Origin of the sequence: Streptomyces sp. NPDC013457 (genome assembly GCF_043089925.1) — a bacterium.
In the GTDB taxonomy this organism is placed as follows: Bacteria; Actinomycetota; Actinomycetes; order Streptomycetales; family Streptomycetaceae; genus Streptomyces.
On record NZ_JBICBL010000001.1, the window covers coordinates 65,224 to 88,346 of the forward strand.

At 70.5% G+C, this 23,123-nt stretch carries 22 protein-coding genes and 2 pseudogenes; 13 read left to right on the forward strand and 11 right to left on the reverse strand.

Going from position 1 to position 23,123, the window contains the following annotated elements; all coding sequences use genetic code 11:
• Positions 1–48 precede the first annotated feature (48 nt).
• The 3 genes from ACF1G2_RS00360 to ACF1G2_RS00370 all read right to left on the reverse strand — a co-directional run bounded on the left by ACF1G2_RS00360 (position 49) and on the right by ACF1G2_RS00370 (position 1,757).
• On the reverse strand, positions 49–753 hold the full coding sequence (locus ACF1G2_RS00360; RefSeq protein WP_391796058.1) for a DUF6766 family protein: 705 nt from the start codon (positions 751–753) through the stop codon (positions 49–51).
• An 81-nt stretch (positions 754–834) separates the two neighbouring features.
• The gene (locus ACF1G2_RS00365; protein ID WP_391796059.1) at positions 835–1,230 is read right to left on the reverse strand and encodes a hypothetical protein; all 396 of its coding nucleotides are present in this window, start codon (positions 1,228–1,230) and stop codon (positions 835–837) included.
• A 50-nt stretch (positions 1,231–1,280) separates the two neighbouring features.
• Positions 1,281–1,757: a hemerythrin domain-containing protein gene (locus tag ACF1G2_RS00370; RefSeq protein ID WP_391796060.1), complete on the reverse strand. Its 477-nt coding sequence runs from the start codon at positions 1,755–1,757 to the stop codon at positions 1,281–1,283.
• Positions 1,758–2,351: 594 nt separating this feature from the next.
• On the opposite strand from ACF1G2_RS00370, the gene ACF1G2_RS00375 reads away from it, so the two are divergent.
• Entirely contained in the window at positions 2,352–2,738 is a 387-nt protein-coding gene (locus tag ACF1G2_RS00375; RefSeq protein WP_391796061.1) for a hypothetical protein, read from the forward strand.
• Between the two features lie 227 nt (positions 2,739–2,965).
• Here the strand turns inward: ACF1G2_RS00375 and ACF1G2_RS00380 are convergent, their stop codons facing one another.
• From ACF1G2_RS00380 to ACF1G2_RS00395, 4 genes are all read right to left on the reverse strand, one after another.
• Positions 2,966–3,961 (reverse strand): PHP domain-containing protein, encoded by a 996-nt coding sequence (locus ACF1G2_RS00380; RefSeq protein WP_391796062.1) that lies wholly within the window; start codon positions 3,959–3,961, stop codon positions 2,966–2,968.
• Positions 3,958–4,851, reverse strand: coding sequence for an SDR family oxidoreductase (locus tag ACF1G2_RS00385; protein WP_391796063.1), 894 nt, complete (start codon positions 4,849–4,851; stop codon positions 3,958–3,960). Before ACF1G2_RS00385 ends, ACF1G2_RS00380 begins: the two co-directional genes overlap by 4 nt.
• Before the next feature lie 377 nt (positions 4,852–5,228).
• A complete protein-coding gene (locus ACF1G2_RS00390; protein WP_391796064.1) occupies positions 5,229–5,996 on the reverse strand; it encodes a VOC family protein in 768 nt (255 codons plus the stop codon).
• A gap of 495 nt (positions 5,997–6,491) precedes the next feature.
• The gene (locus tag ACF1G2_RS00395) at positions 6,492–7,334 is read right to left on the reverse strand and encodes a MerR family transcriptional regulator (RefSeq protein WP_391796065.1); all 843 of its coding nucleotides are present in this window, start codon (positions 7,332–7,334) and stop codon (positions 6,492–6,494) included.
• A gap of 381 nt (positions 7,335–7,715) precedes the next feature.
• Here ACF1G2_RS00395 and ACF1G2_RS00400 point away from each other — a divergent pair.
• The 3 genes and pseudogenes from ACF1G2_RS00400 to ACF1G2_RS00410 all read left to right on the forward strand — a co-directional run.
• Positions 7,716–8,131, forward strand: a pseudogene (locus ACF1G2_RS00400) (CBS domain-containing protein).
• 199 nt (positions 8,132–8,330) lie between these two features.
• Positions 8,331–8,489 (forward strand): hypothetical protein, encoded by a 159-nt coding sequence (locus ACF1G2_RS00405; RefSeq protein ID WP_391796066.1) that lies wholly within the window; start codon positions 8,331–8,333, stop codon positions 8,487–8,489.
• Positions 8,490–8,569: 80 nt separating this feature from the next.
• Positions 8,570–8,828: pseudogene (locus tag ACF1G2_RS00410) on the forward strand (hypothetical protein); the annotation flags it as partial.
• 306 nt (positions 8,829–9,134) lie between these two features.
• Here ACF1G2_RS00410 and ACF1G2_RS00415 read toward each other — a convergent pair.
• Positions 9,135–9,557 carry a DUF3592 domain-containing protein gene (locus tag ACF1G2_RS00415; RefSeq protein WP_391796067.1) on the reverse strand — a complete coding sequence of 141 codons (423 nt, stop codon included), beginning with the start codon at positions 9,555–9,557 and terminating at the stop codon, positions 9,135–9,137.
• A gap of 528 nt (positions 9,558–10,085) precedes the next feature.
• Between ACF1G2_RS00415 and ACF1G2_RS00420 the strand changes: the two genes are divergently transcribed.
• Together ACF1G2_RS00420 and ACF1G2_RS00425 are read left to right on the forward strand one after the other, a co-directional pair.
• Positions 10,086–10,892: a hypothetical protein gene (locus tag ACF1G2_RS00420; RefSeq protein WP_391796068.1), complete on the forward strand. Its 807-nt coding sequence runs from the start codon at positions 10,086–10,088 to the stop codon at positions 10,890–10,892.
• A gap of 246 nt (positions 10,893–11,138) precedes the next feature.
• Positions 11,139–11,846, forward strand: coding sequence for a response regulator transcription factor (locus ACF1G2_RS00425; protein ID WP_391796069.1), 708 nt, complete (start codon positions 11,139–11,141; stop codon positions 11,844–11,846).
• An 8-nt stretch (positions 11,847–11,854) separates the two neighbouring features.
• Here ACF1G2_RS00425 and ACF1G2_RS00430 read toward each other — a convergent pair whose 3' ends face one another.
• Together ACF1G2_RS00430 and ACF1G2_RS00435 are read right to left on the reverse strand one after the other, a co-directional pair.
• Positions 11,855–12,652 carry a CAP domain-containing protein gene (locus tag ACF1G2_RS00430; protein WP_391796070.1) on the reverse strand — a complete coding sequence of 266 codons (798 nt, stop codon included), beginning with the start codon at positions 12,650–12,652 and terminating at the stop codon, positions 11,855–11,857.
• 460 nt (positions 12,653–13,112) lie between these two features.
• Positions 13,113–13,439: a hypothetical protein gene (locus ACF1G2_RS00435; protein ID WP_391796071.1), complete on the reverse strand. Its 327-nt coding sequence runs from the start codon at positions 13,437–13,439 to the stop codon at positions 13,113–13,115.
• Between ACF1G2_RS00435 and ACF1G2_RS00440 the strand changes: the two genes are divergently transcribed.
• The 6 genes from ACF1G2_RS00440 (at position 13,432) to ACF1G2_RS00465 (ending at position 18,478) form a co-directional block, all read left to right on the forward strand.
• A complete protein-coding gene (locus ACF1G2_RS00440; RefSeq protein WP_391796072.1) occupies positions 13,432–13,653 on the forward strand; it encodes a hypothetical protein in 222 nt (73 codons plus the stop codon). The genes ACF1G2_RS00435 and ACF1G2_RS00440 overlap by 8 nt on opposite strands.
• Positions 13,654–13,922: 269 nt before the next feature.
• Entirely contained in the window at positions 13,923–14,699 is a 777-nt protein-coding gene (locus tag ACF1G2_RS00445; RefSeq protein WP_391796073.1) for a thioredoxin family protein, read from the forward strand.
• Positions 14,699–15,298 carry a TlpA family protein disulfide reductase gene (locus ACF1G2_RS00450; RefSeq protein WP_391796074.1) on the forward strand — a complete coding sequence of 200 codons (600 nt, stop codon included), beginning with the start codon at positions 14,699–14,701 and terminating at the stop codon, positions 15,296–15,298. Before ACF1G2_RS00445 ends, ACF1G2_RS00450 begins: the two co-directional genes overlap by 1 nt.
• Entirely contained in the window at positions 15,295–16,077 is a 783-nt protein-coding gene (locus tag ACF1G2_RS00455) for a cytochrome c biogenesis protein CcdA (protein ID WP_361647916.1), read from the forward strand. The genes ACF1G2_RS00450 and ACF1G2_RS00455 overlap by 4 nt, the downstream gene beginning before the upstream one ends.
• Positions 16,078–16,234: 157 nt before the next feature.
• On the forward strand, positions 16,235–16,825 hold the full coding sequence (locus ACF1G2_RS00460; RefSeq protein ID WP_391796075.1) for a hypothetical protein: 591 nt from the start codon (positions 16,235–16,237) through the stop codon (positions 16,823–16,825).
• Positions 16,826–17,047: 222 nt separating this feature from the next.
• Positions 17,048–18,478 carry an ATP-binding protein gene (locus ACF1G2_RS00465; RefSeq protein ID WP_391796076.1) on the forward strand — a complete coding sequence of 477 codons (1,431 nt, stop codon included), beginning with the start codon at positions 17,048–17,050 and terminating at the stop codon, positions 18,476–18,478.
• Between the two features lie 232 nt (positions 18,479–18,710).
• Here the strand turns inward: ACF1G2_RS00465 and ACF1G2_RS00470 are convergent, their stop codons facing one another.
• Positions 18,711–19,118, reverse strand: a complete 408-nt coding sequence (locus tag ACF1G2_RS00470; protein ID WP_391796077.1) for a DUF2267 domain-containing protein — start codon at positions 19,116–19,118, stop codon at positions 18,711–18,713.
• Positions 19,119–19,709: 591 nt separating this feature from the next.
• Here ACF1G2_RS00470 and ACF1G2_RS00475 point away from each other — a divergent pair.
• Entirely contained in the window at positions 19,710–23,093 is a 3,384-nt protein-coding gene (locus ACF1G2_RS00475; RefSeq protein ID WP_391796078.1) for an RHS repeat-associated core domain-containing protein, read from the forward strand.
• Positions 23,094–23,123: the final 30 nt, after the last annotated feature.

Below are 23,123 nucleotides of genomic sequence, written 5' to 3' on the forward strand. Positions count from 1 at the left end.
CCCGGCGGGGTAGCCGGAAGATTCGCTCCGCCATGGTCTCCCCCTCGGTCAGCCCTCGACTCCCGTGGAGGTGTGCGGGGCACCGACGGGCTTGGACTCCGGGGAGCCCCGCTGGCGCAGATAGACGGAGAGGATGGCCATCGCTCCCACCGCCAGGAGTTCGGACTGCCAGTTCTGCAGTGACCGGTTCCAGAAGTCGGCGCTTGCCAAGTAGGCGGCCCATGAGACGGGCGGGAGGAGTTCGCGCAGTTGCTGTTCGTTGTAGGCCGCCGCGCCTGCGATGGACTGGGCGAGCCAGGACAACAGGAACAGCAGGGCCATCACCGTCCCCAGGGAGCGTGAGTAGAGCTGCTGCCGCCAGTCCTTGGTTCCCGCCCAGCGGGGCGATCCGGGACGGGCGTGGTCACCGGCCCTCTGCTCCTGATCGCTCTCCGTCCCGGCCTTGTGCAGTTCCTTGGACTCGGGCGAACCGCGCTGAAGGAGCCAGACGGTCCCGAAGATGTACAGGAAGAACTGCAGAAACTCCGATTGCCAGTTCTCGGTCACGTCGACGGCGAAGTCGGAAGACATCAGGTATTCGCCCAGTGTCAGCTGCTGCATTCCGTCGACGGCCAGATCCTCGTTGAACCCGGCGTGCCCGGCGAGCGCCTGCCCGGCCAGGACGAGGAAGAAGGCGCCGCCGAAGGCGAGGGTGAGGCTGTTGTCCCGCCAGAAGCTGCCCCTGGCGGCGGCCGTTCGCCTGCCGTTCGTCACCGCTGCATTGCCCCGATCGCCATGAAGTAGCCCAGCCCGCCCAGGATGACCACCAGGCAGCTGACGAAAAGGAAGCGCACGTCAGCCACCCTTCAACGAGCACCGGTAAGGCAGGTCCCTCTCGGGCTCGCAGCCTGCCGCGACGACCTTCCAGCCGTCGTCGAACTGCGACAGGAAGAGCCTGTCTCCCTCAAGGCGCAGCAGGGCCTGCCGTCCGTACACCTGGGTGTCTCGCACTGTGCCGCCGGCCGGAAGCTCCTCGCCGGCCAGGGACGGCCCGCACGGCTCGGCGGCATCCTCTTCCAGCTGCCGGCGGGTCTGTGGGGCCAACAGCGCGCAGGCGCCGGCGTAGTCGGCACGCGCCAGGGCCTCCTCGAAGGCCGTCGCCGCCCGCCGCGCGCCACCGAGCCGCGGCTCGGTGGCCCCGCACCCGCACAGCATCGCCACCGCTGCGGCAACGGCCGCGACCCTTGCCACGGGGCGGCGGCTCCGCTGTGCGCGGCGATGGAGGGGGTGGTCGGCGGCCGTCACTTGCTGGTTGCGCTCGGCACCGCCAGAGGGTCGCGGGGAGCCTTGCCCTTCTCCGCTTCCAGCTGCTCGCCGACCTCGAGGAGACGATTGCGTCCCATGGCCTTGCGGACGTCGGGGAACCACTCCTGCTCCTCCTCCTCGACGTGGTGGCGGACGTTCTCCATCAGGACGCTCATCTTGGCCTTGAACCGTTCGTCGGCGGGGTCCATGGTCTTGAGCTCGGAGAGCATCCACACCACGGCATGGTGTTCCTCGATGCTCTCCAGGATGTGATCGGTGGTGTCCGGCGCGGCCTCGCGGGCGGCGGGGTAGAAGACCTGTTCCTCGATCCACGCGTGCACGGTGAGCTCCTCGATCACCTCGTCCGCGATGGACCTGCGCTCGGTGAGCTCGTCGTCGTCGGTCTTCTCGAACCGCTTGAACAGCTTCTCCACGGTCTTGTGGTCCTCGCGCAACAGCACGATCGCATCCATCTTCCGGTTCCCTTCGAGCGGCGGACGGCACCCCGGCATGAGGCCCCCATCCGCACCACCATCCCTGGTCGAACCGGAGAGTCCGCCGCCCCGCGTCACGACGCCACGACAGGTCCCCCCACGCGGTCTAACCCGCGGAGGAGCGCCCACGACCGGAGCACAGCGGCCGCAGGACGGCCCGCTCGCAGGCGAACGGTCTCGGCCCGTCGTCCTCACGGCGCAGCAGCACGTAAACGACAGCATTAGCCTGCTCGTCCACGAGCGCACGGAGGACCTCCTTGCCCGGCTTTGGCGGGAAAGCGCAGGCGGATCTCGCCGCGTCGGCAGGTGGCGTGCTCACGCAGCAGGGTCGCGAGCCCGGAGCTGGCGTTGTCGCGGGCGTACTGTTCGCTGCCGGCTCGAACGCCGCCCACGCCGCACTGCGCCGGCACGGCCTCCACGTTCTCCTTCACCGCGCCCAACAAATCGGAGTACGGAGGAATGGCTTGCCGGCGAGTGGACAGCCGCCGCATGTCAGCTGCGGGCCCCCGCTTCGGCAACCGGACGATACGCGGGGCTCAGCGAAATCCGGGAGCCGGAAGGTAGGCGAGTCTCATGACCAGGGATCCGAGGTCTCACCCCGAGGGTGAAGGTGCCACTCCGCACAAGGGCACCACGCAGCACGGCTGGGCTCCCGATGTCGACGCGACCCACACGCAGGACAACCCGAGCGCGCGGCGCTCGTTCCACCCGGACGAGAACGCTCCGCGCAAGGGTTCCGGCCGCCAGACCTCCGAAGAGGAGACGGGCAACCCGCACGGGCGGCCCGTGAAGAGCTCGAGCCGACGCGGCGAGACGCGGGCCAAGGCCGAGGGCGGCGACGAGGGTATGCACGACACAGGTCCCAAGGGCCAGAGCCGTCGTCCCAGCGGAACCAGGGACGCGACCGCCGTGACCGGCGTCGACGCCCAGGAGCCCTCTCACGGAGGGGAAGCGCACTGATCCCGCGGGGTCGCCGGCGCTGATCTCCTGGCGCGTCCCGCGGACGGCCAGGCAAGTACACCTGGCCGTCCGCGCGACGGGCGGCGAGGCAGGTCATGGCATCTGCCTGCTGCTCAGTACGGCGCGACGCGCGGACCACGAGGTACCCCGTGTTTCCGGGCCTTACGGTGCTCAGCCGCACGGGGCGTCACATCGTGGCGCCCGCCATCACGCTTCGCGGGCTGCCATCAGCTCTTCCTGTGTGCCATCAGCCGTCCGAGCGGCCAGGTCGTGATCAGTCGATCAGCTCCCAGGCCGATCCGTGCGGCGCGTGCGTACCCGGAGCTCTGCCAGTGCAGTTGTTCGGGCGCGTGTGCGTCGGTGTCCACGGCGAACAGGCAGCCCGCGGCAGCGGCCTGTTCGAGCAGGTCGTCCGGCGGGTCGCGCCGTTCCGGCCTGCAGTTGATCTCCACGGCGGTACCGGCCTTCGCGCACGCGGCGAAGACGGCCGCGGCGTCGAAGCGGGACTGCGGGCGGCCGCGTCCGGTGATGATCCGCCCTGTGCAGTGCCCGAGCACGTCCACGCGCGGGTTTCGTACGGCGGCCAAGAGGCGGGCGGTCATGGGTTCGGGCTCTGAGCGGAGCTTGGAGTGTACGGATGCCACCACGACGTCGAGACGGCCCAGCAGTTCCTCTTCCTGGTCGAGCGAGCCGTCGTCGAGGATGTCGCACTCGATGCCGGTGAGCAGCCGGAAGTCAGGGCTCATCGTGGAATTCACGGCGGCCACGGCATCCAGTTGGCGTTGCAGGCGCTCGGGGCTCAGGCCGTGGGCGATCGTCAGCCGCGGTGAGTGATCGGTCAGAACGGCCCATTGGTGGCCTATGGCGCGGGCCGCTCGTGCCATGTCCTCGAGCGGGCTGCCGCCGTCCGACCAGTCGGAGTGCAGATGGCAGTCCCCTCTGCTCGCGGCCGCGAGGTCCCAGCCGGCGTGGGCGGCCGGGTCGGCTTCGGCCTGCAGGCGGGCCAAGTAGCTCGGCACCTTCCCCGTCGAAGCCTGAGCGATCACCTCGGCGGTGACTGGGCCGACACCGCGAAGCCGTTCGGCCCGGACGGCGTCCACCGGGCCTGGCGGTAGGTCACGGACGGCGTCCGCCGCCGTGTGGAAGGCGCGCACCCGGTAGGGAGACGCCCCACGCCACTCGAGGAGGAAGGCGATGCGACGCAGGGCTTCGTCCGGGTTCATGGGAGCGGTGTTCCGCCGGTGGCGTTGACGATCTCGCCAGTGATGTAGGAGGCCCGGTCGGAAGCGAGGAAGACGTACGCGGGCGCCATTTCCACCGGCTGCGCGGGGCGGCCGAGCGGTGACTGCTCCCCGAAGTGCGTCGGGTCGGGCATCGTCGCCGGAATCAGCGGCGTCCAGACGGGGCCGGGAGCGACGGCGTTGACCCGGATACCGCGCTCGGCGAGCATCTGGGCGAGGTTGTGGGTGAAGGAGATGATGGCGGACTTGGTCATGGCGTAGTCGAGGAGGTGCGGGCTGGGCTGGTAGCCCTGCACGGAGGTGGTGTTGATCACGGATCCGCCGCGCGGCATGTGGGCAAGAGCGGCCTTGGTGAGCCAGAACATCCCGTACAGGTTGGTCTTCATCACCCGGTCGAACTGCTCGGTGGAGATTGCCTCGATGCCGTCCGGCTGGGCCATCTGGTAGGCGGCGTTGTTGACGAGCAGGTCGATGCCGCCGAGTTCGGACACGGTTCGGTCGACGAGGGCGGTGCACTCGTCTTCGTTCCGGATGTCGCAGACCGCGGCCACCGCCGTGCGGCCTGCTTCGCGGATGAGGCGCGCGGTCTCCTTGGCCTCATCGGCTTCCTCGGGCAGGTGGGTGAAGGCGACATCGGCGCCTTCACGTGCGAAGGCCAGGCAGACGGCCCGGCCGATTCCGGAGTCTCCTCCGGTGACCAGCGCCTTGCGGCCGTGCAGCAGGCCGTGGCCTTCGTAGGTCTCCTCGCCGTGGTCGGGGCGGGGCTCCATCGCCTCGGTCGAGCCGGGATGGTCCTGGTCCTGCTCGGGAAACGGGGGTCGGGGGTGCAGCCCCACAGGATCGATGAGGCGGGGCTGGTCGTGAGAGGGCATCGCTATCTCCTTCCGGCACGGACGGGTGGTCAGGTTCAGGATGTGAGGCCGGGCAGGCGTGTGATCCGACTACCCCAGTGGTCATGCCGTATCCCGCGCCGCACGCGGCGACACCCGCCGAACGGGGGCTGTCCGGGGGTGCGGCTGAGGGGGGCGGATCCGGGCTCCGCCCTCCGGCGGTGTCCTCTCCGAGGCTGTCGGGGCCTCGTCGACCCTCGTCGGCCACCCCCTCTTCCAGGGGGTCCCCCTCGTTGTGACACCGAACCGGCGGTGCCGCGACCGGAGCAGCGTCGGCCGCGGCAGCATCCGTCGGGGGGACACAGCTCCGGCCGTGACCTGCGGTGCCTGCATCGCTGGCTCCTGCCCTCGCCCGGTGGTCACGCGTCAGGGGTCGGTGCATCGTCCAGCGCGGACAAGCACCCGGCGGGGTCCCGCAGCGTGATGTGGCTGTTGCCGTGGCCGGGTACGGTCCGGCCGCCAGCGGCCAGCGCGTGCGCGACGGCTTCCTCCGGATCTGGCACTCTGAAGGGGACCATCCAGCGAGGCCTGAGCCGCGGTTTCGCAGCAGCTCGCCCGACAGGGCCGCAGAGCCTGGCAACGGGACGGCCACGCCTTCGCAGTACGACCTGATCCTCCTCGTACGCGGTGTCACAGCATCCGCCGCCCGGACCCCATCCGAGTACCTCGCCGTAGAAGAGGGCGGCATCGAACGCCTCGCCCGTGTGCAGCTCCAGCCGTGCGGGAGCACGTGCCGAGGCGACGCTCCCATCGGCGAGAACGTCACCGTCCCACACACCGAAGACGGCGCCCTCCCGATCAGCAGCCACTGCCGCCCGGCCGCCGACGGGAAACGAGACGGGCCCGACCGCGACCGTGCCGCCTCGCTCACGTACACGCTCAGCGGCCGCGTCGGCACTGTCCGCGGCGAAGTACGGAGTCCAGGCGACCGGCAGAGCGGACTCAGCGGCCACGGTGCCGATGCCGGCGACTGGTACGTCGCCGGTCTCAGCTACCGAAAAGACTCCGCCGAACCCGCCATTCCGGAAAGTCCACCCCAGCACCGCCCCGTAGAAGCGTTCGGCCGCCTGCCGGTCGCGCGCCGCCAGGCTGAGTCGGCATGGATCGCCGATCACATCCCTTGCCACCCGAACCACAGGAACCCCTCTCCGCGACGTCTCCTGTCGAGGTGGACCGCGGGTGCCCCAGGAGCAGCACGGTAATCACCATGCTCACGGCTCTTCCGTTCCGCGTAGGGGCTGATGTTCCGTTGCCGCGTAGGGGCTGAGTGACGACAGCACACGAGCCGGGCGGCGAGGATCATGCCGCTCGCGCCCGGCCGCCCGGTGCACGGACCGACCGGATCGAACCGGCGGTCGGGTGGGGGCCCGGTCACGATGGGGGGACACGGCGGTCCGGCGGTCCGACCGACACGTCTCCCGGCCCTGTGGGCGGCGGGCGTGGCTCCGGGACCGACGGCCCGGCGCTCACACCTGGCAGCCTGCAAGGAGGGGACGCGCGCAGGGATCGGACGCGCGGAGCGACGGTTGGAGGTGCCGCTCGTGGAGTGTGCGTGCCGTATCGAGACGCCGGCTTCGCGGCGGCGTGCGATCCGGGAACCCCGTGCATGACCGCACCAGCGCTCAGCTGCCTGCGGACAGGTCCCCGCCGAGGAGCTCTGCCGTGAGTTCCATGCACCGCGTCCGGGCCGCGGAGAAGCCGTAGGGCATCTTGTTCACCGCCTCGACGGCACTCATCCGGGTGTCCTCCTCGCCGCTCGCCTCGGCGTCGTAGATCTCGAAGACCCTCTCCTCGGCCACGTCCAGTCCGGCAGCCTCGATGGCCTCGAGCAGGGCCTTGTGGTGGGCGCAGTGCTGCGCGGCGAGTGCCTCGACCTTCGGGTCGTAGGGGTCGACGGTGTCATCGAGGGTGGCATCCGCCGCGTCGAGGCGGTCTGCCTCGGCCCGTAGAGCGGGATGGGTCGCCAGGACGATGAACACGCCGGCCTGCAGTGCGGCTCCCAGCGGCCCGAAGATCCGTTCCGTGACCAGCAGGGCGTCCAGGTCGGAGGGCCGCAGCGCGCCGGAAGGCAGGTGGCTGAGCCGGTCCGTGACCAAGGCGGAGAGCAGTCCGAGTGGGCTGCCCACGGCCCGGAGGCGCTGGACCGCCTCGCGCTGGCGCTTGATGTCGGCCTCCTGGGCGGCCAAGGTCTCCTCCAGCCGGCCCAGGACGTCCTCGACGTCGCGGGATTCGTCGAAGGCGGCCCGCATGTCGTCCAGACTGATGCCGGTCGCGGACATCTTGCGGATCCACAGCAGGCGGATCATGTCGTCGTAGCCGTAGCGGCGGCGTCCGTCTCCGCCTCGCTCGGGCTCCGGCAGCAGGCCGATCTGGTGGTAGTGGCGAATGGCGCGCGGGGTGGTTCCGGCGAAGGCGGCGGCATCGCCGATCTTGACGTCGCGGGGAGGCCTGACGGAGGGGTACATCGCAGACAGGGACCTTTCGTGCCGTGGTGCCCTCGACGACACCACATGCCGCTACGGCATGTGCAACTACACACCACCCGGACCCTGACGGACTTCCGGGCGGCCCCTCGCCAGGGGTGACCCGTCCCAGGGCGGCCCGTAAGGGTGGGGAGATCACATCAGCAGGTCTGGGCAACCGAGAGCGAGACCTGAGGAGAGTCACGGAGCGCGATCGGCGGCAGGCGACTGCTGTTTCGAGGAGGAACAGGCTGACAGCAACGTCGGCACCAACACTCGCGTGCACATCTGAGTCATACGCGCGCGACGGGGCACCCGCTCGATGCCCGACCGCCGGCTTTCCCGCCCGGGAACACGGCGACAAGCACGAAGGGAGTGGAGGTCATGACCACGGCCCGCGACATCATGACGGAAGGTGCCGAGTGCATCGGCGCCGAGGAGACGGTCCTCGAGGCCGCCAAGAAGATGGCACGCATGGGTGTCGGCGCGCTGCCCTCTGCGGCCCGGACGACAGGCTCAAGGGCATGCTCACCGACCGCGACATCGTTGTGAAGGTCCTGGGTGCCGGCAAGGACCCCGCCCAATGCAAGGCTGGAGAACTCGCCCAAGGCGAAGCGGTCACCATCGGCGCGGACGACGACGCGGCCGCGATTCTGCACACCATGGCCGATCACCAGGTACGACGACTGCCGGTCATCGACGGTCACCGCCTGGTCGGCATCGTCGCCCAGGCAGACGTCGCGCACGCTCTGCCCGACCCACAGATCGGCGACCTCCTCGAAGCCCTCTCCGTCAACTGACCCACCTGTCGCCACGCTCGACCTGGCGGCATCGACGCCTGTCGCCAGGCCTTCAACGGATGGCCCGGGGGGCGGCTATGACTCACCACTCGCGGGCGTTTTCCGCCAGCAAATCTAGGGCAAACCGTACAGAACGACCGGCGGCTGCTAGCTCTGAGGGCGGGCTCAGCCCAGAGACCAAACCGGAGAGGCAGCAACCATGGGCATCGCGAAGGCCGCTTACCTGCAGGTCCGGGGACTCATGAAGGAGTCCGACGGCAAGGCTCTGCAGAATCCCGCCCTGCAGGCCGAAGGCCGCAGGATGCGTGACGCGGGCCGAACAACGCGCGCGCGGCTCCTGCCGCGCCGCTTCCGCTAGTGGTTCCCCTCCCCCACGCCCGGATCGGTACGGGTGACCCGCCCACCCGTACCGATCGTCCTGCTCACTGCCGACGGTGCATGGAACGGGCGACGGTGGTAAGTGGCCGGGTTACGAATCCCAGGACGGGTCCAGAGCGGGATGAGCCCCGCGGCCCCAATACCGGCTCATTCGTCGGTACCGGACCGTCCAAGCAGGTGGAGGAGCGGCCGCCGGACCGGCTCCCAGATGCCACGTCGGTCCTGGAAAGCCGTGCTGCGCGGCACGCTGAAGGAATTCAAGGACGACGAGCTGACCGACCGCGCCGCAGCCCTGACGTACTACGGCATCCTGGCCATCCAGATTGGCGATCCACAGCCACACCAGGAAGATGATCACTCCGGCCAGACGCCGAGTCGACGCGTCAGCGCGCCATCGGCGGAGGCCACCCCAAGGATGCGGAGCCGTAACGTCGCGCCCCGGGACACCCGCACAGGGAGCGACGACGACCGTCAACGCCTCGACTGAGCACACCGCGAACCGCTGGGGTCACACGAATCGGTCGTCCTGGACCTCCTCACGTCGACGCGAGACGGCCGGCCACGATTCGAAGCCGGTGAACTCAGCACGGGGGGAGACGCGAATGCGCACCTGACCCCACGGCACTCAAAGAAGGATGAGCAGGAGAAGGACCGTCACGGTGCCTGCTGTGGCGATGGTTCCCACCACGGCGAATACCGTGTGGACCGTTGCCGAGTCCCAGCCCTGGATCGCGAACCGGCGGGGATTGTTCTCGTCATAGAGGATCGTGACGGAGGCACCGACGCCGAAGCCGCGTGCGGTGCTGCCGCGGCCGAGCCTGGAGGAGTGCTCGCACTCGCGGCCGTCGCGGGTCGTCCAGGCCACGACCGGGTGGTAGTACTTGGCTCCGTCGTGGTCTCGCCTGGTTTCGTGACGGACCACTCTCCCCGCCGCGGTGATGCCTGTGCGACGGAGCGCGCCGGCCAGGCGGAGTCCGTGCACGCCGATGCAGAGGAAGATCACGCCGATCACCAGCGGTATGAGGAAGAAGAGCCATTCGCGTTCCATGTGGTGTCCGACGCGCGGGTGCGGGGATCGGTTGCCCGCTGCTGGAGTGCTGTCCGTCTCGCGGCGACCTGCGGGGTCCGCGCGTACCGGCGGTCCCGGAACGTCTCCGGAGGGGGACGGACGCGCACGGCCTGTGATCCAGCTTGGCCCCGGTCGAGGATTCCCCCGCGCCCCGCCGTGCACGCCCTTGACGCGCACGGATGCGTACCCGGGAGTCCCGGCCGAAGGCCGTCAGCGGGCCGAACAGCCGCCGGCCCGGGAAGCGGCCGAGCCGCGCTCGGGTGCGGAGAGTGTCGCGGGGCGTGTGCCGGGCGCAGGGACGCGGGCCGCGAGCGGAGCCGACCTTGACGGCCACCGGCACGGGTCGCGATCCGGGGTGGCGAGGCTAGCTTTGGGCCGACTGCGCGTCGCGTGTTCTCCACGACGGGTGGAGGCATCCGATGACGCGAACATGATCGACTAGGCTGCCGCAGTGGGGCGCAGCCGGGTTTGCTGCGCGTTTCGGATTGCGGGGGAGTTCAGCTGGCTGTGCGTCATCTCGTCAACACCTTGGGCTCGGCGGCCTCGCGGGTCGGCGACCCGACTCGGCCCGACCGGATCGAGGATCCGGTCATCGCCCGTATGCAGAGTCTCCGCTCAGCTGTGGGGCTGACCGCGACGCTGTGGCTGCTCTTCGCCTACCCCATGCGTGTGGACCGTCAGAGCTTCTTGATGGGCAAGCTGCAGGAGTTGTTGATCGGCTGCGGCATTGTGCTGGCCGCTGTCGTCGTCGGAATTACAGCCTTCATCGCCTTGGCGCGAGCTCCTCTGGGGCGCGGGTACGCCGCTCGCGTGGGTGGCCCATTGGCCGCGCTGGGTGCGATACCCCTGGGAGTAGGTGCGGTCTGGCTGATGGTGGCAGCCCTGGGTGGTGACATTGTCGCGCCTGGGGACATCGGCCCGCACGACTTCACGTTCGGACTGTTCGGTACCGTCATCGGCACGCTGATCACCGGTCTGGTGATCAGCGTGCTGTTCTTCGTGGCCGCACTTGTCTGCGCCGTCGTTCTCGTTGCGGCCTTGCTGTTCACGCTCGCTGCAGCTGTGAAGGGGCTGAACTCATGTTTTCGTGCTGGGGATGTGCATGAGCTGCTGCCCGCCCTCGTATCGCCTCTTCTGGTCTGGTCACTGTTCGGCCTGCAGCTTTTCGACGATGCGGATGTGGCTGCTCCTCCCCTCGTGATCTACGTCTTCTCGCTCGGCGGTCCTTTGTCGGTCACTCTGCTTTCGCTCTGGGAGGTGCGGCGCTTGCGTGTCCGCTACGGCGTGACGCTCCGGTCAGCTCTCGGTCGGTAACTTCAGTTCCGATCCCGGAAGGATGGGGCTTCAACACCGTTGCGCGGCAGGCGCGATGCCATGCGACGAAGGCACGGTCCGGGGGCCCGCTCCGAAGGGGCCATGCCTGCGGGAGCCGGGTTCTCCGGTACCGGGGCGTGCGGGAAAGCGGTCCAGGGATCGGCCGTGATCCGGGAGGTTTCGCCCGGAATCGGTGCCTGGTGAGAGCTCTCCGGAGGGCGGACGGGCGGTTGTAGGGTGTCCGCCATGCCCTGCGTACTCGTGGTCGAAGACGACCCCAGCATCCGTGCCTCGCTGATGGAGATCCTCGCGGAGCACGGTCATGCGGTGCGCAGCACGGGTGATGGGTTCGGCGCGCTGCGCGAGGTCGCGCAGGGTTCGGTGGACGCGGTGGTGCTGGACCTCGGCCTGCCCGATCTGGACGGCGGCGACGCGCTGCGCATGATCCGCGGGATATCGAACGTGCCCGTGGTGGTCGCGACCGCCCGCGACGACGAGAGCGAGATCGTCAAGCTCCTGAACGCGGGCGCCGACGACTACCTCGTCAAGCCGTTCTCCGGGGCGCAGCTCCTGGCCCGGCTCTCGGCGGTGCTGCGGCGCACCGCGGTCCCCGCCGCGGTCGCCGGGCAGGCCCCGCCCGCCGATCCGTCGAGTCTGGTGACGGTCGGTGAGCTGACCGTGGATCCGCCGGCGCGTTCGGCCTATCTGGCGGGGCGTGAACTGGTCCTCACGCGCCGGGAGTTCGACCTGCTGGCCTTTCTCGCCCGGCACGCCGGCACGGTGGTGTCCCGGCACCGGCTGCTCGCAGAGGTCTGGCAGGAGGCCTACATCGAGGACCAGACCATCGACGTGCACGTGTCGGCGCTGCGCCGCAAGCTCGGCGAGCGGGCCTCGGCACCGCGGTATCTGCGTACCGTGCGCGGGGTGGGCATCAAGCTGGTGGCGCCGCACTGACGAGGGGCTCAGGAAGGTGTGCCGAAGTCCTGGGTCCACCAAGGGCCTCCGTCGGTGCTGACGCCGACGCCGATCTCGGTGAAGTCGCAGTTGAGGATGTTGGCACGGTGGCCGGGGCTGTGCATCCAGGCGTCCATGACGGCGGCCGCGTCGGCCTGTCCCTTGGCTATGTTCTCGCCGGACCGTGACCAGGTGTATCCGGCCGCCTCGATGCGATCCTGCGGCTGGGAGCCGTCGGTTCCCGTGTGGGAGAAGTTGCCGGTGGCAGCCATGTCGTCGGTGTACTCCTGAGCCGCCTCGGTGAGGTCCGCGTCGATCGTCAGGGCCTTGCAGCCCGCCGCGGCGCGTTCGACGTTCACGAGGCGTACCACCTCCTCGGCCTCGCCGCTGCCCGCCGGGCGCGTACCGCTGTCGCGCTCGGTGGCCGGCGGCTTCGCGGTGGCCGGGGGCGCGGGCCTGGGCTTCCGCGCGCCCTGGGACACGGAAGGTCTGGCCGCCTTGGCGGTGGCCGAGGGCGGTGGAGTGGCCGTGGGGGTCGTCGGCGTGGCGGAGGGAGTCGTCAGGATGGGCAGGGCGGCCGACGCGGACGTCGGTCCGGTCGGCGGTGCGGTGGTCGGCGTCGGGTCAGGCGAGTCGCCGCCCATGGCGACGGACTCGGCCTTGTCGTGCGCGGAGCCGACGAGTTCGGCGCCTGTCAGGCCGGCGGCGGCGACGGCCAGGATACTGAGGCCCGCCACGGTGGCTGTGACGCGCGGGTTGCGCGGGGCGCGGTGTCCGCGACGTCCATGGGCGGCTCGGGAGCTCATCTCGGTACTCCTCCAAGGGGTTCGGTTACGGGGTGGACCTGCGGGGTGGCCGCACGGGCCGGGCGCGGCGGCGCGGAGCGGCCGTCCCTGTCAGTACGGCCGGGATCGTGCGGCGGAGAGCCGCCGCCGGTTGCCGTGACGGGAGCGTAGGCGTGTCGGAGCTGCGAAAACGCCGTCTGAGGGATGCGCTCAGGAGGACCTAAGCATCAGCTCAGGTTCGGGCCCCGCCTGGAAGCCAGACCGAGGGGCGATTGGCGGGGCGAACCTCGAGGCGGCATGCGGGGGCCCATGTCGCCCCGACCGCGTCCGCCACCTTTCCGTACGCCTCGGGGCGGAGGCGGGTCCGCGAGCCCGACCGGTCGCGGCCGGCCCGTAGGGGACGCGTGCTCTCCGTGAGCGAGGGCGGGGTGGGTGGTGCGGTGGGCGTCGGCCACACTGATGCGGTGCCACGCCTCCCGCGCTATCTCCTCATATGGCTGTCGTGCACCGCGGCCAGCGTCACCGCGGTGATGCTCACGGTGTACTTCGTCATCGGCCTGACCCGACCGACCCCGCCCGCCGCGCGGTCGGTCCAGGCGGTGTACCCCTCTCCGTCCGTCCTCGTCGGGGTGCCGGCCTCGTCCGTCGCGACCACGCCGAAGGCTCCCACCACCACACCCGCGTCCCCCTCGTCACCGCCGCCGGTCACCCGTACGCCCTCGCCGTCGCCCTCGGCCACGCGGGCGCCCGTCACGCCCACGCCCCGGCCGTCGGCTTCGAAGTGCAGCGGCGGTCCCGGGTTGCACACGGTTCCCTCCGAGGGGGGCAAGGTCACCGTCGAGTACGGCCGCGACAGCGTGTGCTTCGTCTCGGCCGTTCCCGATCCAGGGTTCCGCACGAGTACCGGTCAGAGCGATCCCGGCACGCTGGTGGTCGTCTTCACCAGCGACGACCACCGTTCGCAGATCACGGCGACCGTCGTGCCGAGGGCGCAGGCCAGCGTGCGCGAGACCCGGCTGTAAGTCCTCGGGCCGACGCCGCGGACGGCCGGAGAACCCGGAGAACCCCTGGTGGAGGGCGTGCGGTCGCGAACCTGAGCAGTTCCTTAAGCGTGCCTGATGGGTGGCATCAGGACGGTCCAGGACGCGTTTTCGGCACCTAGGCTCACGGTCGGTCAGGACGATCGCTCCGGCCCCGGCGGACAGGACGCCGGGCCGCGTCCTGCGCCCGCTCCGGCACCGGCCGCCTCCAGGCCCCCGGAGAGCTCACCGACACAAGGGGTTGATCCGTCATGGCCGCACATCGGCGCAGACAGCGCACCGCCGGCATTCAGGGCCTCGTCCGCTTCTCGGCCGTCTCCCTCACGGTCGCCTCCGCCGCCGTCGCCACGGCCTGGGGAACGGGCGGCTCGAAGAACGACGCGGCGCAGAACGTGTCGGTGGCGGCGGCTCCGGACGCGCCCGCCGACCAGGGCACCGGCACCCCGGCGCCCATGGAGGCGGCCGCCTCCCCCACCGCCGCCGCGACGTCGGTCCCGCCGAGCCCTTCCGCCTCCTCGCCCGTGGCCAAGCGTTCCGCGGCGACGACCAAGGCCGCCCCTCGCCCCGCCAGGACGACGGCGGCTCCCGCCCCGACCAAGCCCGCGGTGAAGAAGAGCGCGCCCGTCTCCGGCTCCTCCGGTTTCACCAGCGGCTACCCGACCGGTGCGGACGCGCGTGGGGCCGTCAGGGCCGCGGTCGCCGCAGCCAAGGCCGACGGCAAGAAGGTGCTGATCGACTTCGGCGCCAACTGGTGCGGCAACTGCAAGGCCGCCGACCGGGTGTTCGCCACGAGCGGCGTGGGGGCGCTCCTGGACGCCTCTTACCACGTGGTCAAGGTCGACATCGGCAGCCAGGACTCCTCGGCCTTCGACCTCCTGCGCGACTACTGCTCCGGCGAGGGCGCGTACAAGATGCCCGTCCTGGTCGTTCTCGACGGCAACGGCAAGGTGGTGACCGAGACGCACTCGACCGGCAACCCCGAGCTGACCGAGACCGGCCTCGGCGCGTTCCTGCGGAAGTGGGCCTGATGACGGCCCGTGGCCACAGACGCGGCGCGTCGGCGACGGTCGCCCTGTTCCTCCTCGCCCTCGCGGCCACCGGCTGCGGCGGGGGCGGCGTGGCGGGGGAGGACGGCGGCGCGCCGGGAGCAGGCACCGTCGAGACCGCGGCGGTGCTGCCGGTCGCCCAACGCCCTTCCGCGCCCGACACCGCCGGCCGGGACCTCACGGGCCGGGACCTGGCGCTGCGCTCGTACCGCGGCAAGGTCGTCGTCCTGAACGTGTGGGGCTCCTGGTGCGCCCCCTGTCGCGCCGAGGCCGCCGACCTGGAGGCGCTGCGCGGTGCGCAGGCGCCGCGCGGCGTGGAGCTCCTGGGCGTCAACGTCCGCGACCGTTCCACCGGGCCGGCCCGGGAGTTCGAGCGGACCTACGGGCTGCGGTACCCGAGCATCCACGATCCCGACGGAGAGCTGCTGCTGGCCTTCCCGCCCGCGCTGCTCAACCCGCAGGCCATCCCTTCCACGCTGGTCATCGACCGGCAGGGCCGGATCGCCGTCGCCGTCTCCGGTCCGGTCACCCGCACGCGGCTGGAGCCCCTCGTGGACCAGGTCGCCGGGGAGGACGCATGACCGGCCCCACGTGGGCGGCGCTCGCCGCCGGGCCGGCCGCCGGCGCGGTGTCGGGCACCCTGCTCCTCGCCGTGCCGGTGGCCGTGGCCGCAGGCCTGGTGTCCTTCCTCTCTCCGTGCGTCCTGCCGCTCGTGCCGGGCTACCTGAGCTACGTCACCAGCCTGTCGGTGTCCGACCTCGCCGAGGCGGACGGCGGGCGGCGCGGGCGGATGGTCGCCGGAGCGGCGCTGTTCGTTCTGGGTTTCAGCGGCGTCCTGGTCTCCGGGGGCGCCCTGTTCGGCTTCGTCGGGCGCAACCTGCTCGCCTACCAGGACGGCATCACGCTGGTCCTCGGCCTGTTCACCGTCGTCATGGGGCTCGCGTTCGCGGGCTGGCTGCCCGGCTTCACCCAGCGCGAGCTGCGCAGCAGCCGCCGGCCCTCGTTCGGCCTGGCCGGCGCGCCCCTGCTGGGCGTCGTCTTCGGCGTGGGCTGGACGCCGTGCATCGGGCCGACCCTGGCCGCCGTGCAGGCCCTGGCCTGGAACGAGGCCAGCGCCGGGCGCGGCGCCCTCCTCATGGTCTGCTACTGCGTGGGGCTGGGCGCGCCCTTCCTCCTCACCGCACTCGCCTTCCAGCGGGCCCTGCGCGCCTTTCGATGGGTCAGGAACCACCACGGAACCGTCATGCGGGCCGGCGGCGCACTTCTGGTCCTCGTCGGCGTCCTGCTGATCACCGGCCTGTGGACCGACCTGGTGTACGCGTTGCAGGTAAGGCTGCAGGGCACGACCGCGGCCCTGTGAGCACCGGTACCCGAGTGCCACCGCCACTCGTCGCCCGGGAGAGCCCGACTCCCGCCGCGCACCGTACGGCTCCACTCCCCCGTACCCAAGAGGGCCGGTCGCGCCCCCGGCGTGCGGCCCACCTCCCCGAAACACGAGAAAGACCCGGAAGGACGACATGAGACACCCCATGGCCTCCCCCTGCCCTGCCCCCCGTCTCCCCCGCGCCGGGCGCACGCGCCTCGCCTGGACCGCGGCCGCGCTTCTGGCCGCCGCCTCGCTGACCGGCTGCGGCCAGGAGTCCGCGCCGTCGCACGCCGCCGCCGTGACGGAGTTCAACGAGAACGGCGTCACCGTCCGGCTGAGCGTGGCCGACTGGAAGTCCGACGCGGGGACCCTGGTCGCCACGTTCACGCCCGACGAAGCCGGCTTCCACCTCTACAGCACCGCGCTCCCCGCCGACGGCGTCGATGGGGTGGGGCGGCCGACCGAGATCCGTCCCGTCGGTTCGGTCGCCACCGCCGGTGAGATGACGGTGGACAAGCCGGTCAAGAGCATCACGGTGCCGGGGGTGCGCGCCGCCGTACCGGTCTACCCCGACGGCCCCGTCACGGTGACGCTGCCGATCCGGGCGACCGCTCCGGGCGAGGCGAAGGTGCTGATCGGCTATGCGAGCTGCAGTTCGACCGAGGGGTGTACGATCCCGGTGGCCGACCGGGCGGTGTCCCTGCGCACCGGCGAGGACGGCCTGTCGTTCCGCACCTCCTGACGGCCCGTCGTCCCAGATCACGGGGGCCGGTGACGGCGCGCGCCACTCCCAGAGGACGTCGTACCGGGAGACCTCCGGCGGCCTGTCGCCCGGACCCGGAACCAGACCCAGATCCGGACCCGAATCCCCCGACCGTGGCGCTGGGCGCACGGCTACCCGTTGGAGCGCTGCACCCGTGAACCGAGGGCCCCGAAGACGCCGCAACGAGCCCGGGGCCCCGCGGTGAGGCGCTCCCTGGCGGGGGTGGCCCTGGCCGTCACCTCGATGGTGGCGCTGTCGTTCCTGATCCCTCTGGGGCTTCTTGTGATGTCGCTCGCCCGCGAGCAGAGCATCACGGCGGCCGAGCAGAGCGCGGCGGCGATGGCGCCGATTCTGGCCCTCACCACGGACGCGGCCGAACTGCGCGAGGCGGGGGCGGGGCTGCGCGCGGCCGAGCACATGGTCATCCATCTTCCGGACCACAGCACGGTCGGCGGCGCGGGGCACGCTCCGCCGGATCTGCTGGGCCGCGCCGAGGAGGAACGCGAGTCCATCTCCCGGGACGTGCCCGGCGGCTGGATCTACCTGCAGCCGGTGATTCTGCCCCAGGACCGGGTCGCGGTGGTGGAGAACTTCGTGCCCGACGACGACCTGACCCGGGGTGTCGTCCTGTCGTGGAGCGTCATGGCCGGTCTGGCGGTCGTCCTGCTCGGCGGCTCCGTCCTGGTCGCCGACCGACTCGGCTCCGCCGTCGTCACGGCGGCGAAGCGGTTGGCCGAGGCGTCACGCCGGCTCGGCGCGGGCAACCTCGACACCCGCGTCCAGACGAAGGGGCCGCCGGAACTGAAGGAGGCGGGCACGGCCTTCAACACCATGGCCGACCGCATGACGGACCTGCTCGCCGTCGAACGGGAACTGGTCGCGGACCTGTCCCACCGGCTCCGTACCCCCCTGACCGCCCTGCACCTGGCGGTCGAGCGGATCGCGCCGAGCGCCGACACCGGACGCATCCAGACAGCCGTGGCCGAACTGGAGCGGGAGCTCAACGCGATCATCGCCGAGGCTCGCACGCCGCTCGCTGTCGGCCCGATGGGCCGGGCGCTGCGGGGCGAGGAATCGCCCGACGGGCCGCGGGAGGGCGGGGACCGCTGCGAGGTCGCCGACGTCGTCCGTCGGCGCGCGGCCTTCTGGGCCGTGCTCGCGGGTCAGCAGGACCGTCCCTGCACACTGCAGATCACGGACGAGACGACCCCCGTCTGCCTCCCCGAAGCGGACATCACGGCCGTCGTGGACGCGCTCGTGGGCAACGTCTTCCGGTACACCTCCCGGGGCACCGCCCTGGAGGTCTCCGTGTGCCGCACCGCCCACACCGTGGAACTGACCGTTCACGACGCCGGCCCCGGCATCGCCGACCCGGACGGTGCCCTCGCCCGCGGCGGGAGTACGGGCTCCACCGGCCTCGGGCTCGACATCGCCCGTCGCGCGGCCCTCGCCGCCCGGGGCACCGTCCGCATCACGCGCGGTCCGCTGGGCGGAGCCCGCGTGGCGGTCACGTTCCAGCTGGCGACGGACCCGGCGCCGGGGCGTCCGCGCTCGCGCCGCAGGGGTCGAAGGGCAACCGCGGCTCGGACGGCGCCGGGCGCGGCGGGCACGGCGGGCACGGCAGGCGACTGACAGCCCAGGGGCTATGACGAATACGCCTCTGCGTGCGAGTGGGAGCCGGGCGTGCGAAGAACCGTGCAGAGCATCGTCTCCGCCGTCGCCCTGCCTGCCCACCCACCACCGCTGACCCCGACCGTCGGCCGCCCTGCCGCCGCTCCCTCAGGGCGAGCAGCGGGGGCGACCGCCCCGTTCTCCCCGGGCGTCTACTCCCCCGGGCGGCGTGTCCCGCGACGGCGCAGGCTACTCAGACTGTTCGAGTCGGCGTGGGATCTGTCCGGCCGAACAGGCCGGCGTGACCCGGCGGAAGCTGAGTGAGGATGCGGTGCAGCAGCGCGTCGTCGGCGACATCGGCCACGGCGCCGAGCACCGCTGTGACGGCTCGTCGGGCATCCGCCACGTCGATGCCGTCGCGAGCGGCCACTGCCTCGACGAAACCTGACGGAGTAAGAGGTTCACTGGCTGGTGGCACCTCGGTCAGCAGCGCGCCGCACTGGCACGGCAACAGGCCGGCGAGGTCGGTGCGGTCGTCGCCCACCAGATGCGCCCCGAGGACCTCCAACACACCGTGGACCGCTCCGGCGGCCTCCGCCCGCTGGTCGTAGCTTCCACGCTTCAGAACCCGGTCGAGCAGCACTTCCACAGACTCGGTCACAGGCGCTCCTTTCGTATCACTCTCCGCGATGTGTCGGGGAGACCAGACAATCCGTCACGGAAAGTGAGATACCAGTTACCCTTCGCTGCGGTTTGCAACCCCGAGTCACGCGGCAACGGAGGATTCGCGAAAGGGAGTAGGACTTCGGGTCCGACACGCCTGCAAGAGGCTGAAGCGGCTGTCCTCGCCCAGAGCCGAGTGCGCGAGGAACAAGAGGTGCTCGCCGCCCCTGAGCGCGCGCCGGGTGAGGCGACGGAGCAGCTCCGCCGGACCCCGTCGCGGCCGTACACCCGTGCGCAGACAGGGTCGGAAAGCGGTCGGTTTCCAGCCGTCTTCCGATAGCCCTCCAGCGAGGTGCCCTACGGCAACTGTTGCCTACCGACATGGATGCAAGGAGGCCTCTTCCTGCGGATCTTCGGCTGGTTATCGCCCGCATGTGCGAAGAAATCGCGGGCAGGGCGGGCCCGCTCCCGGAATGCCTGTGGCAGCGTGTGCGGCTCCAGTGGCCGGTGGGGCTGCTGTGACATCTCTTCTCGTGGGGGGAAGTGCATGACTTCGCGTGCTTCCGGCACGCCTTCTCGGCGTGCCCGTATGACGGCAAGACACTCCCTGACGGCAGCGATCGCGGTCCTGGCGCTGGGCGCGTCGTCGCTCCCGGCACTCGCCGCGCCACCCGGAGCCGGCCCGGGTCCGGGTTCGGGTTCGGTGTGGGGCACGAAGGCGGCGCCGCTGGAAGTTCCGCCCGTGAAGGTGGGATCGAACAAGCCGGTGGCTTCTCAGGCCGAGGCGGCTCCCTCGAAGGAGGAGACCGCCTGGCGAACGGCACAGAGGGAACGCGCGCGTGGGGCCGCGAAAGCGCCCTCCCAGCAGCAGCGCTCCTCCTCGGCCCCTTCGGCGGAAACCGGAGTTCTCACCTGGGTACCAGAAGGGCAGGGATCGGTGCCCTGGCATCAGATCTCGGAGTTTCGCATCACCGACTCCCTCGTCGCGCGGATCAACCTGTCCAACGGCAACCTGATGCTGGCCGCGACCGACTTCGAGGTCGCCGGCGTGGGCCAGAAGCTGCGCCTGGCGCGCACCTACAACTCGCTCGACGCGCCCTACGGCAAGGTGTCGAACCGCTGGTGGCAGGAGTACGAGCGTTACCTGCACGACTTCACCACCGAAGTGGTGGTCTACGACGCCACGGGCGACGCGGTCCGCTTCACCAAGAACAGCGACGGCACGCTCGCCACGCCCAAGGGGTACTCGAAGGACCTGAAGAAGCAGGCGGACGGCACCTACACGCTGACCGACCGCAAGTCAGGGGTCAAGGACACCTACGACGCGAACGGGACGCTGACGAAGGTCACCGACCGCAACAAGGGCACCATCACCGTCGACCAGCACGACGAGACCGGCGAGCACAAGGGCTTCAAGCTGACCGAGACCCGCTCGGGCCGCTGGATCGACCTGCTCAAGACCTACCCCGACCAGTGGCAGGCCAAGGACCACACCGGCCGCACCGCAGTCTTCGACCTCGACGGCGGCGGGAACCTCTCGCGCACCACGGACACCGAAGGCAAGACCACGGTCTACGCCTTCGACGCCGACGGCAGGATCTCCAAGGTCACGACCCCCGAGGGGCGGGTGACGGTCTTCAGCTACGACGCCGAGAGCCGCTTCACCTCGATGCTGCGCGCCACTGGGACAGGAACCTCCGGTCACACGGGCCCGACCTACACCTATTCCTACAGTGGCGCGTACCCCTCCGACGGGGGAACGACGACCGTCACGGACCCGGAGCAGCACGCCACGAAGTACGAGCACGACGGTGACGGCAAGGTCTCCAAGGTCACCGACGCGCTCGGCCACTCGCGGTCGAAGACCTTCGACGCCAACTACAACGTCGACACCGCCACGGACGCCATGGGTGTGGGCGGCGCGGCGGGCAACGTGACCGATTACGGGTGGGACACCCGCAACAATCTCACCTCCGCGAAGCTCCCGACCGGGGCGACTGCCGGCATGGCCGGCTATCAGACCCTGTCGGGGGCGGACCTTCCCGGCAGCATGACCACGGCCGACGGGGAGAAGACCGACTACACCTACGACACGGCCGGCAACACCAAGTCCGTTGCTGTGACCGGCGCCGGCGGAGGTACCCAGTCCTTCGACTACAACCCCGCCACTGCCACCTGCGGTGGATTCGAGGGCCAGCGCTGCAAGGCCACGACCAAGATGAGCTCGACGAAGTCGGTCTCCACGTCCTTCACGTACGACGGGAGGGGCAATCTGACCAAGGTGACTCCGCCCGCGCCGCTCGGTGCGACGACCTACACCTACGACGACCTGGGCCGGCCTGCCACCGTCAAGGACGGCCGTGGTGTCACGACTCTCTACACCTACGACCACCGTGACCGGATCACCAAGGTCGACACCTCCGGCTACGCCACCGTCACCTACTCCTACGACGGCGACGGCAACCTCACCCAGCGCTCGGACAGCGCCGGAGTGATCAAGTACGCCTTCGACCCGCTGTCCCGCGAGACCGTCCGCACGCTGCAGAACGGCTCGCAGACCCGCCTGACCTACACCCCGGCAGGCAACGTCGACACCTACGAGGATCCGGCCGGAGTCACCGACTACACCTGGAACGAGGTCAACAAGCTCAAGGAGCTCAAGGACCCGACCGGGAAGGTCACCACGTACACGTACAACAACAATGACGTCCGCACGAAGACGACGTACCCCGGCGGCACGGTCCAGGAGGTGACGCTCGACAAGTCGAACCGGCCGGAGAAGATCCGGGCGACCTCCCCGAAGGGCACCCTGGTCGACCTCGCCTACACCTACGGCTACGACCACGACGCCAACGCCACCACCCCCCTCAAGGACGGCGGCAAGATCCGCACCCGTAACGACGCGGTCGCGGGGATGAAGACCACCTACACCTACGACGGTGCGGGCCGGTTCTCCTACGCCAAGGAGGAGAAGGGCACCACCCTGAACTCCTCCTGGCAGTACTGCTACGACCTCGCCGGCAACCTCACCTCCCAGGGCGTCGACCCCGGCTGCCCGCGCGGCACCACCTACACCGTCAACGACGCCCAGCAGATCACCGCGAAGAACGGCGTCACCACCAACTGGTCCTACGACCTGGTAGGCAACGAGACCGCCGGTGCCTCCACCCCCGAAGGCACCCGCACGGCCGAAACCTGGTCCGACCACTCCCAGATGACGTCGGTCACCGTGGGCGGCAAGACCTACGCAGGCCAGTACGGCTCCACCGACCAGAGCGAGCGGATCAAGCTCGGCGACACGTTCTTCCACAACGGACCCCTCGGCCTGTCCGCGAAGAGCATCGTCGGCGTGGACACGGGATTCAACCGCGAGCCCGGGGGCACCCTGAACTCCATGACCACCGGGGGCAAGTCCTACTACTACCTCACCGACGCGGTCGGCTCCGTCGTCGCGCTCGCCGACGAGACCGGTACCAGGGTCAACACGTACTCCTACAGCCCCCGTGGCGTCCAACGAGCCGGAACCACGGAACAGGTCCCGCAGCCGTACCAGTTCGCCGGCGGCTACCACGACACCACGGGGCTCTACCAATTCGCCGCCCGCTACTACGACCCCAACATCGGCCGCTTCACCCAGCCTGACCCGTCCGGCCAGGAGAAGAATCCCTACCTCTACGCCGAAGGCGACCCCGTCAACCGCATCGACCCGCAGGGAACGCTCAGTTTCGGGGGCATCACCGGAATCGGTGACGCCGTCAGCCTGGTGACCGACACGTTGACCGGAAACACCGAGGGCGCCAACGCCACCAAGATGGGCATCCTGATGGGCCTCGGCATCGAAGGTCTGTGCATGGCGGGAGCCGCGGCTGGGACGTTCGCGACTCTGGGACTGTCCCTGGGCGCCGGATTCACCGGCTGCTCCGTAGTCGCCGCGGGTGCCGCTGCGGCCACGACCGCTGTCTACAACAACTGACGACCGCAGGGGGAGGACGCCGCACACCGT

Bases quoted from the DNA above. Each gene is read 5' to 3' on its own strand.
- ACF1G2_RS00370 (WP_391796060.1), bottom strand. From the start codon at position 1,757: ATGGATGCGATCGTGCTGTTGCGCGAGGACCACAAGACCGTGGAGAAG.
- ACF1G2_RS00375 (WP_391796061.1), top strand. From the start codon at position 2,352: ATGACCAGGGATCCGAGGTCTCACCCCGAGGGTGAAGGTGCCACTCCG.
- ACF1G2_RS00380 (WP_391796062.1), bottom strand. From the start codon at position 3,961: ATGAACCCGGACGAAGCCCTGCGTCGCATCGCCTTCCTCCTCGAGTGG.
- ACF1G2_RS00385 (WP_391796063.1), bottom strand. From the start codon at position 4,851: ATGCCCTCTCACGACCAGCCCCGCCTCATCGATCCTGTGGGGCTGCAC.
- ACF1G2_RS00395 (WP_391796065.1), bottom strand. From the start codon at position 7,334: ATGTACCCCTCCGTCAGGCCTCCCCGCGACGTCAAGATCGGCGATGCC.
- ACF1G2_RS00405 (WP_391796066.1), top strand. From the start codon at position 8,331: ATGGGCATCGCGAAGGCCGCTTACCTGCAGGTCCGGGGACTCATGAAG.
- ACF1G2_RS00415 (WP_391796067.1), bottom strand. From the start codon at position 9,557: ATGGAACGCGAATGGCTCTTCTTCCTCATACCGCTGGTGATCGGCGTG.
- ACF1G2_RS00425 (WP_391796069.1), top strand. From the start codon at position 11,139: ATGCCCTGCGTACTCGTGGTCGAAGACGACCCCAGCATCCGTGCCTCG.
- ACF1G2_RS00430 (WP_391796070.1), bottom strand. From the start codon at position 12,652: ATGAGCTCCCGAGCCGCCCATGGACGTCGCGGACACCGCGCCCCGCGC.
- ACF1G2_RS00445 (WP_391796073.1), top strand. From the start codon at position 13,923: ATGGCCGCACATCGGCGCAGACAGCGCACCGCCGGCATTCAGGGCCTC.
- ACF1G2_RS00450 (WP_391796074.1), top strand. From the start codon at position 14,699: ATGACGGCCCGTGGCCACAGACGCGGCGCGTCGGCGACGGTCGCCCTG.
- ACF1G2_RS00455 (WP_361647916.1), top strand. From the start codon at position 15,295: ATGACCGGCCCCACGTGGGCGGCGCTCGCCGCCGGGCCGGCCGCCGGC.
- ACF1G2_RS00460 (WP_391796075.1), top strand. From the start codon at position 16,235: ATGAGACACCCCATGGCCTCCCCCTGCCCTGCCCCCCGTCTCCCCCGC.
- ACF1G2_RS00475 (WP_391796078.1), top strand. From the start codon at position 19,710: ATGACGGCAAGACACTCCCTGACGGCAGCGATCGCGGTCCTGGCGCTG.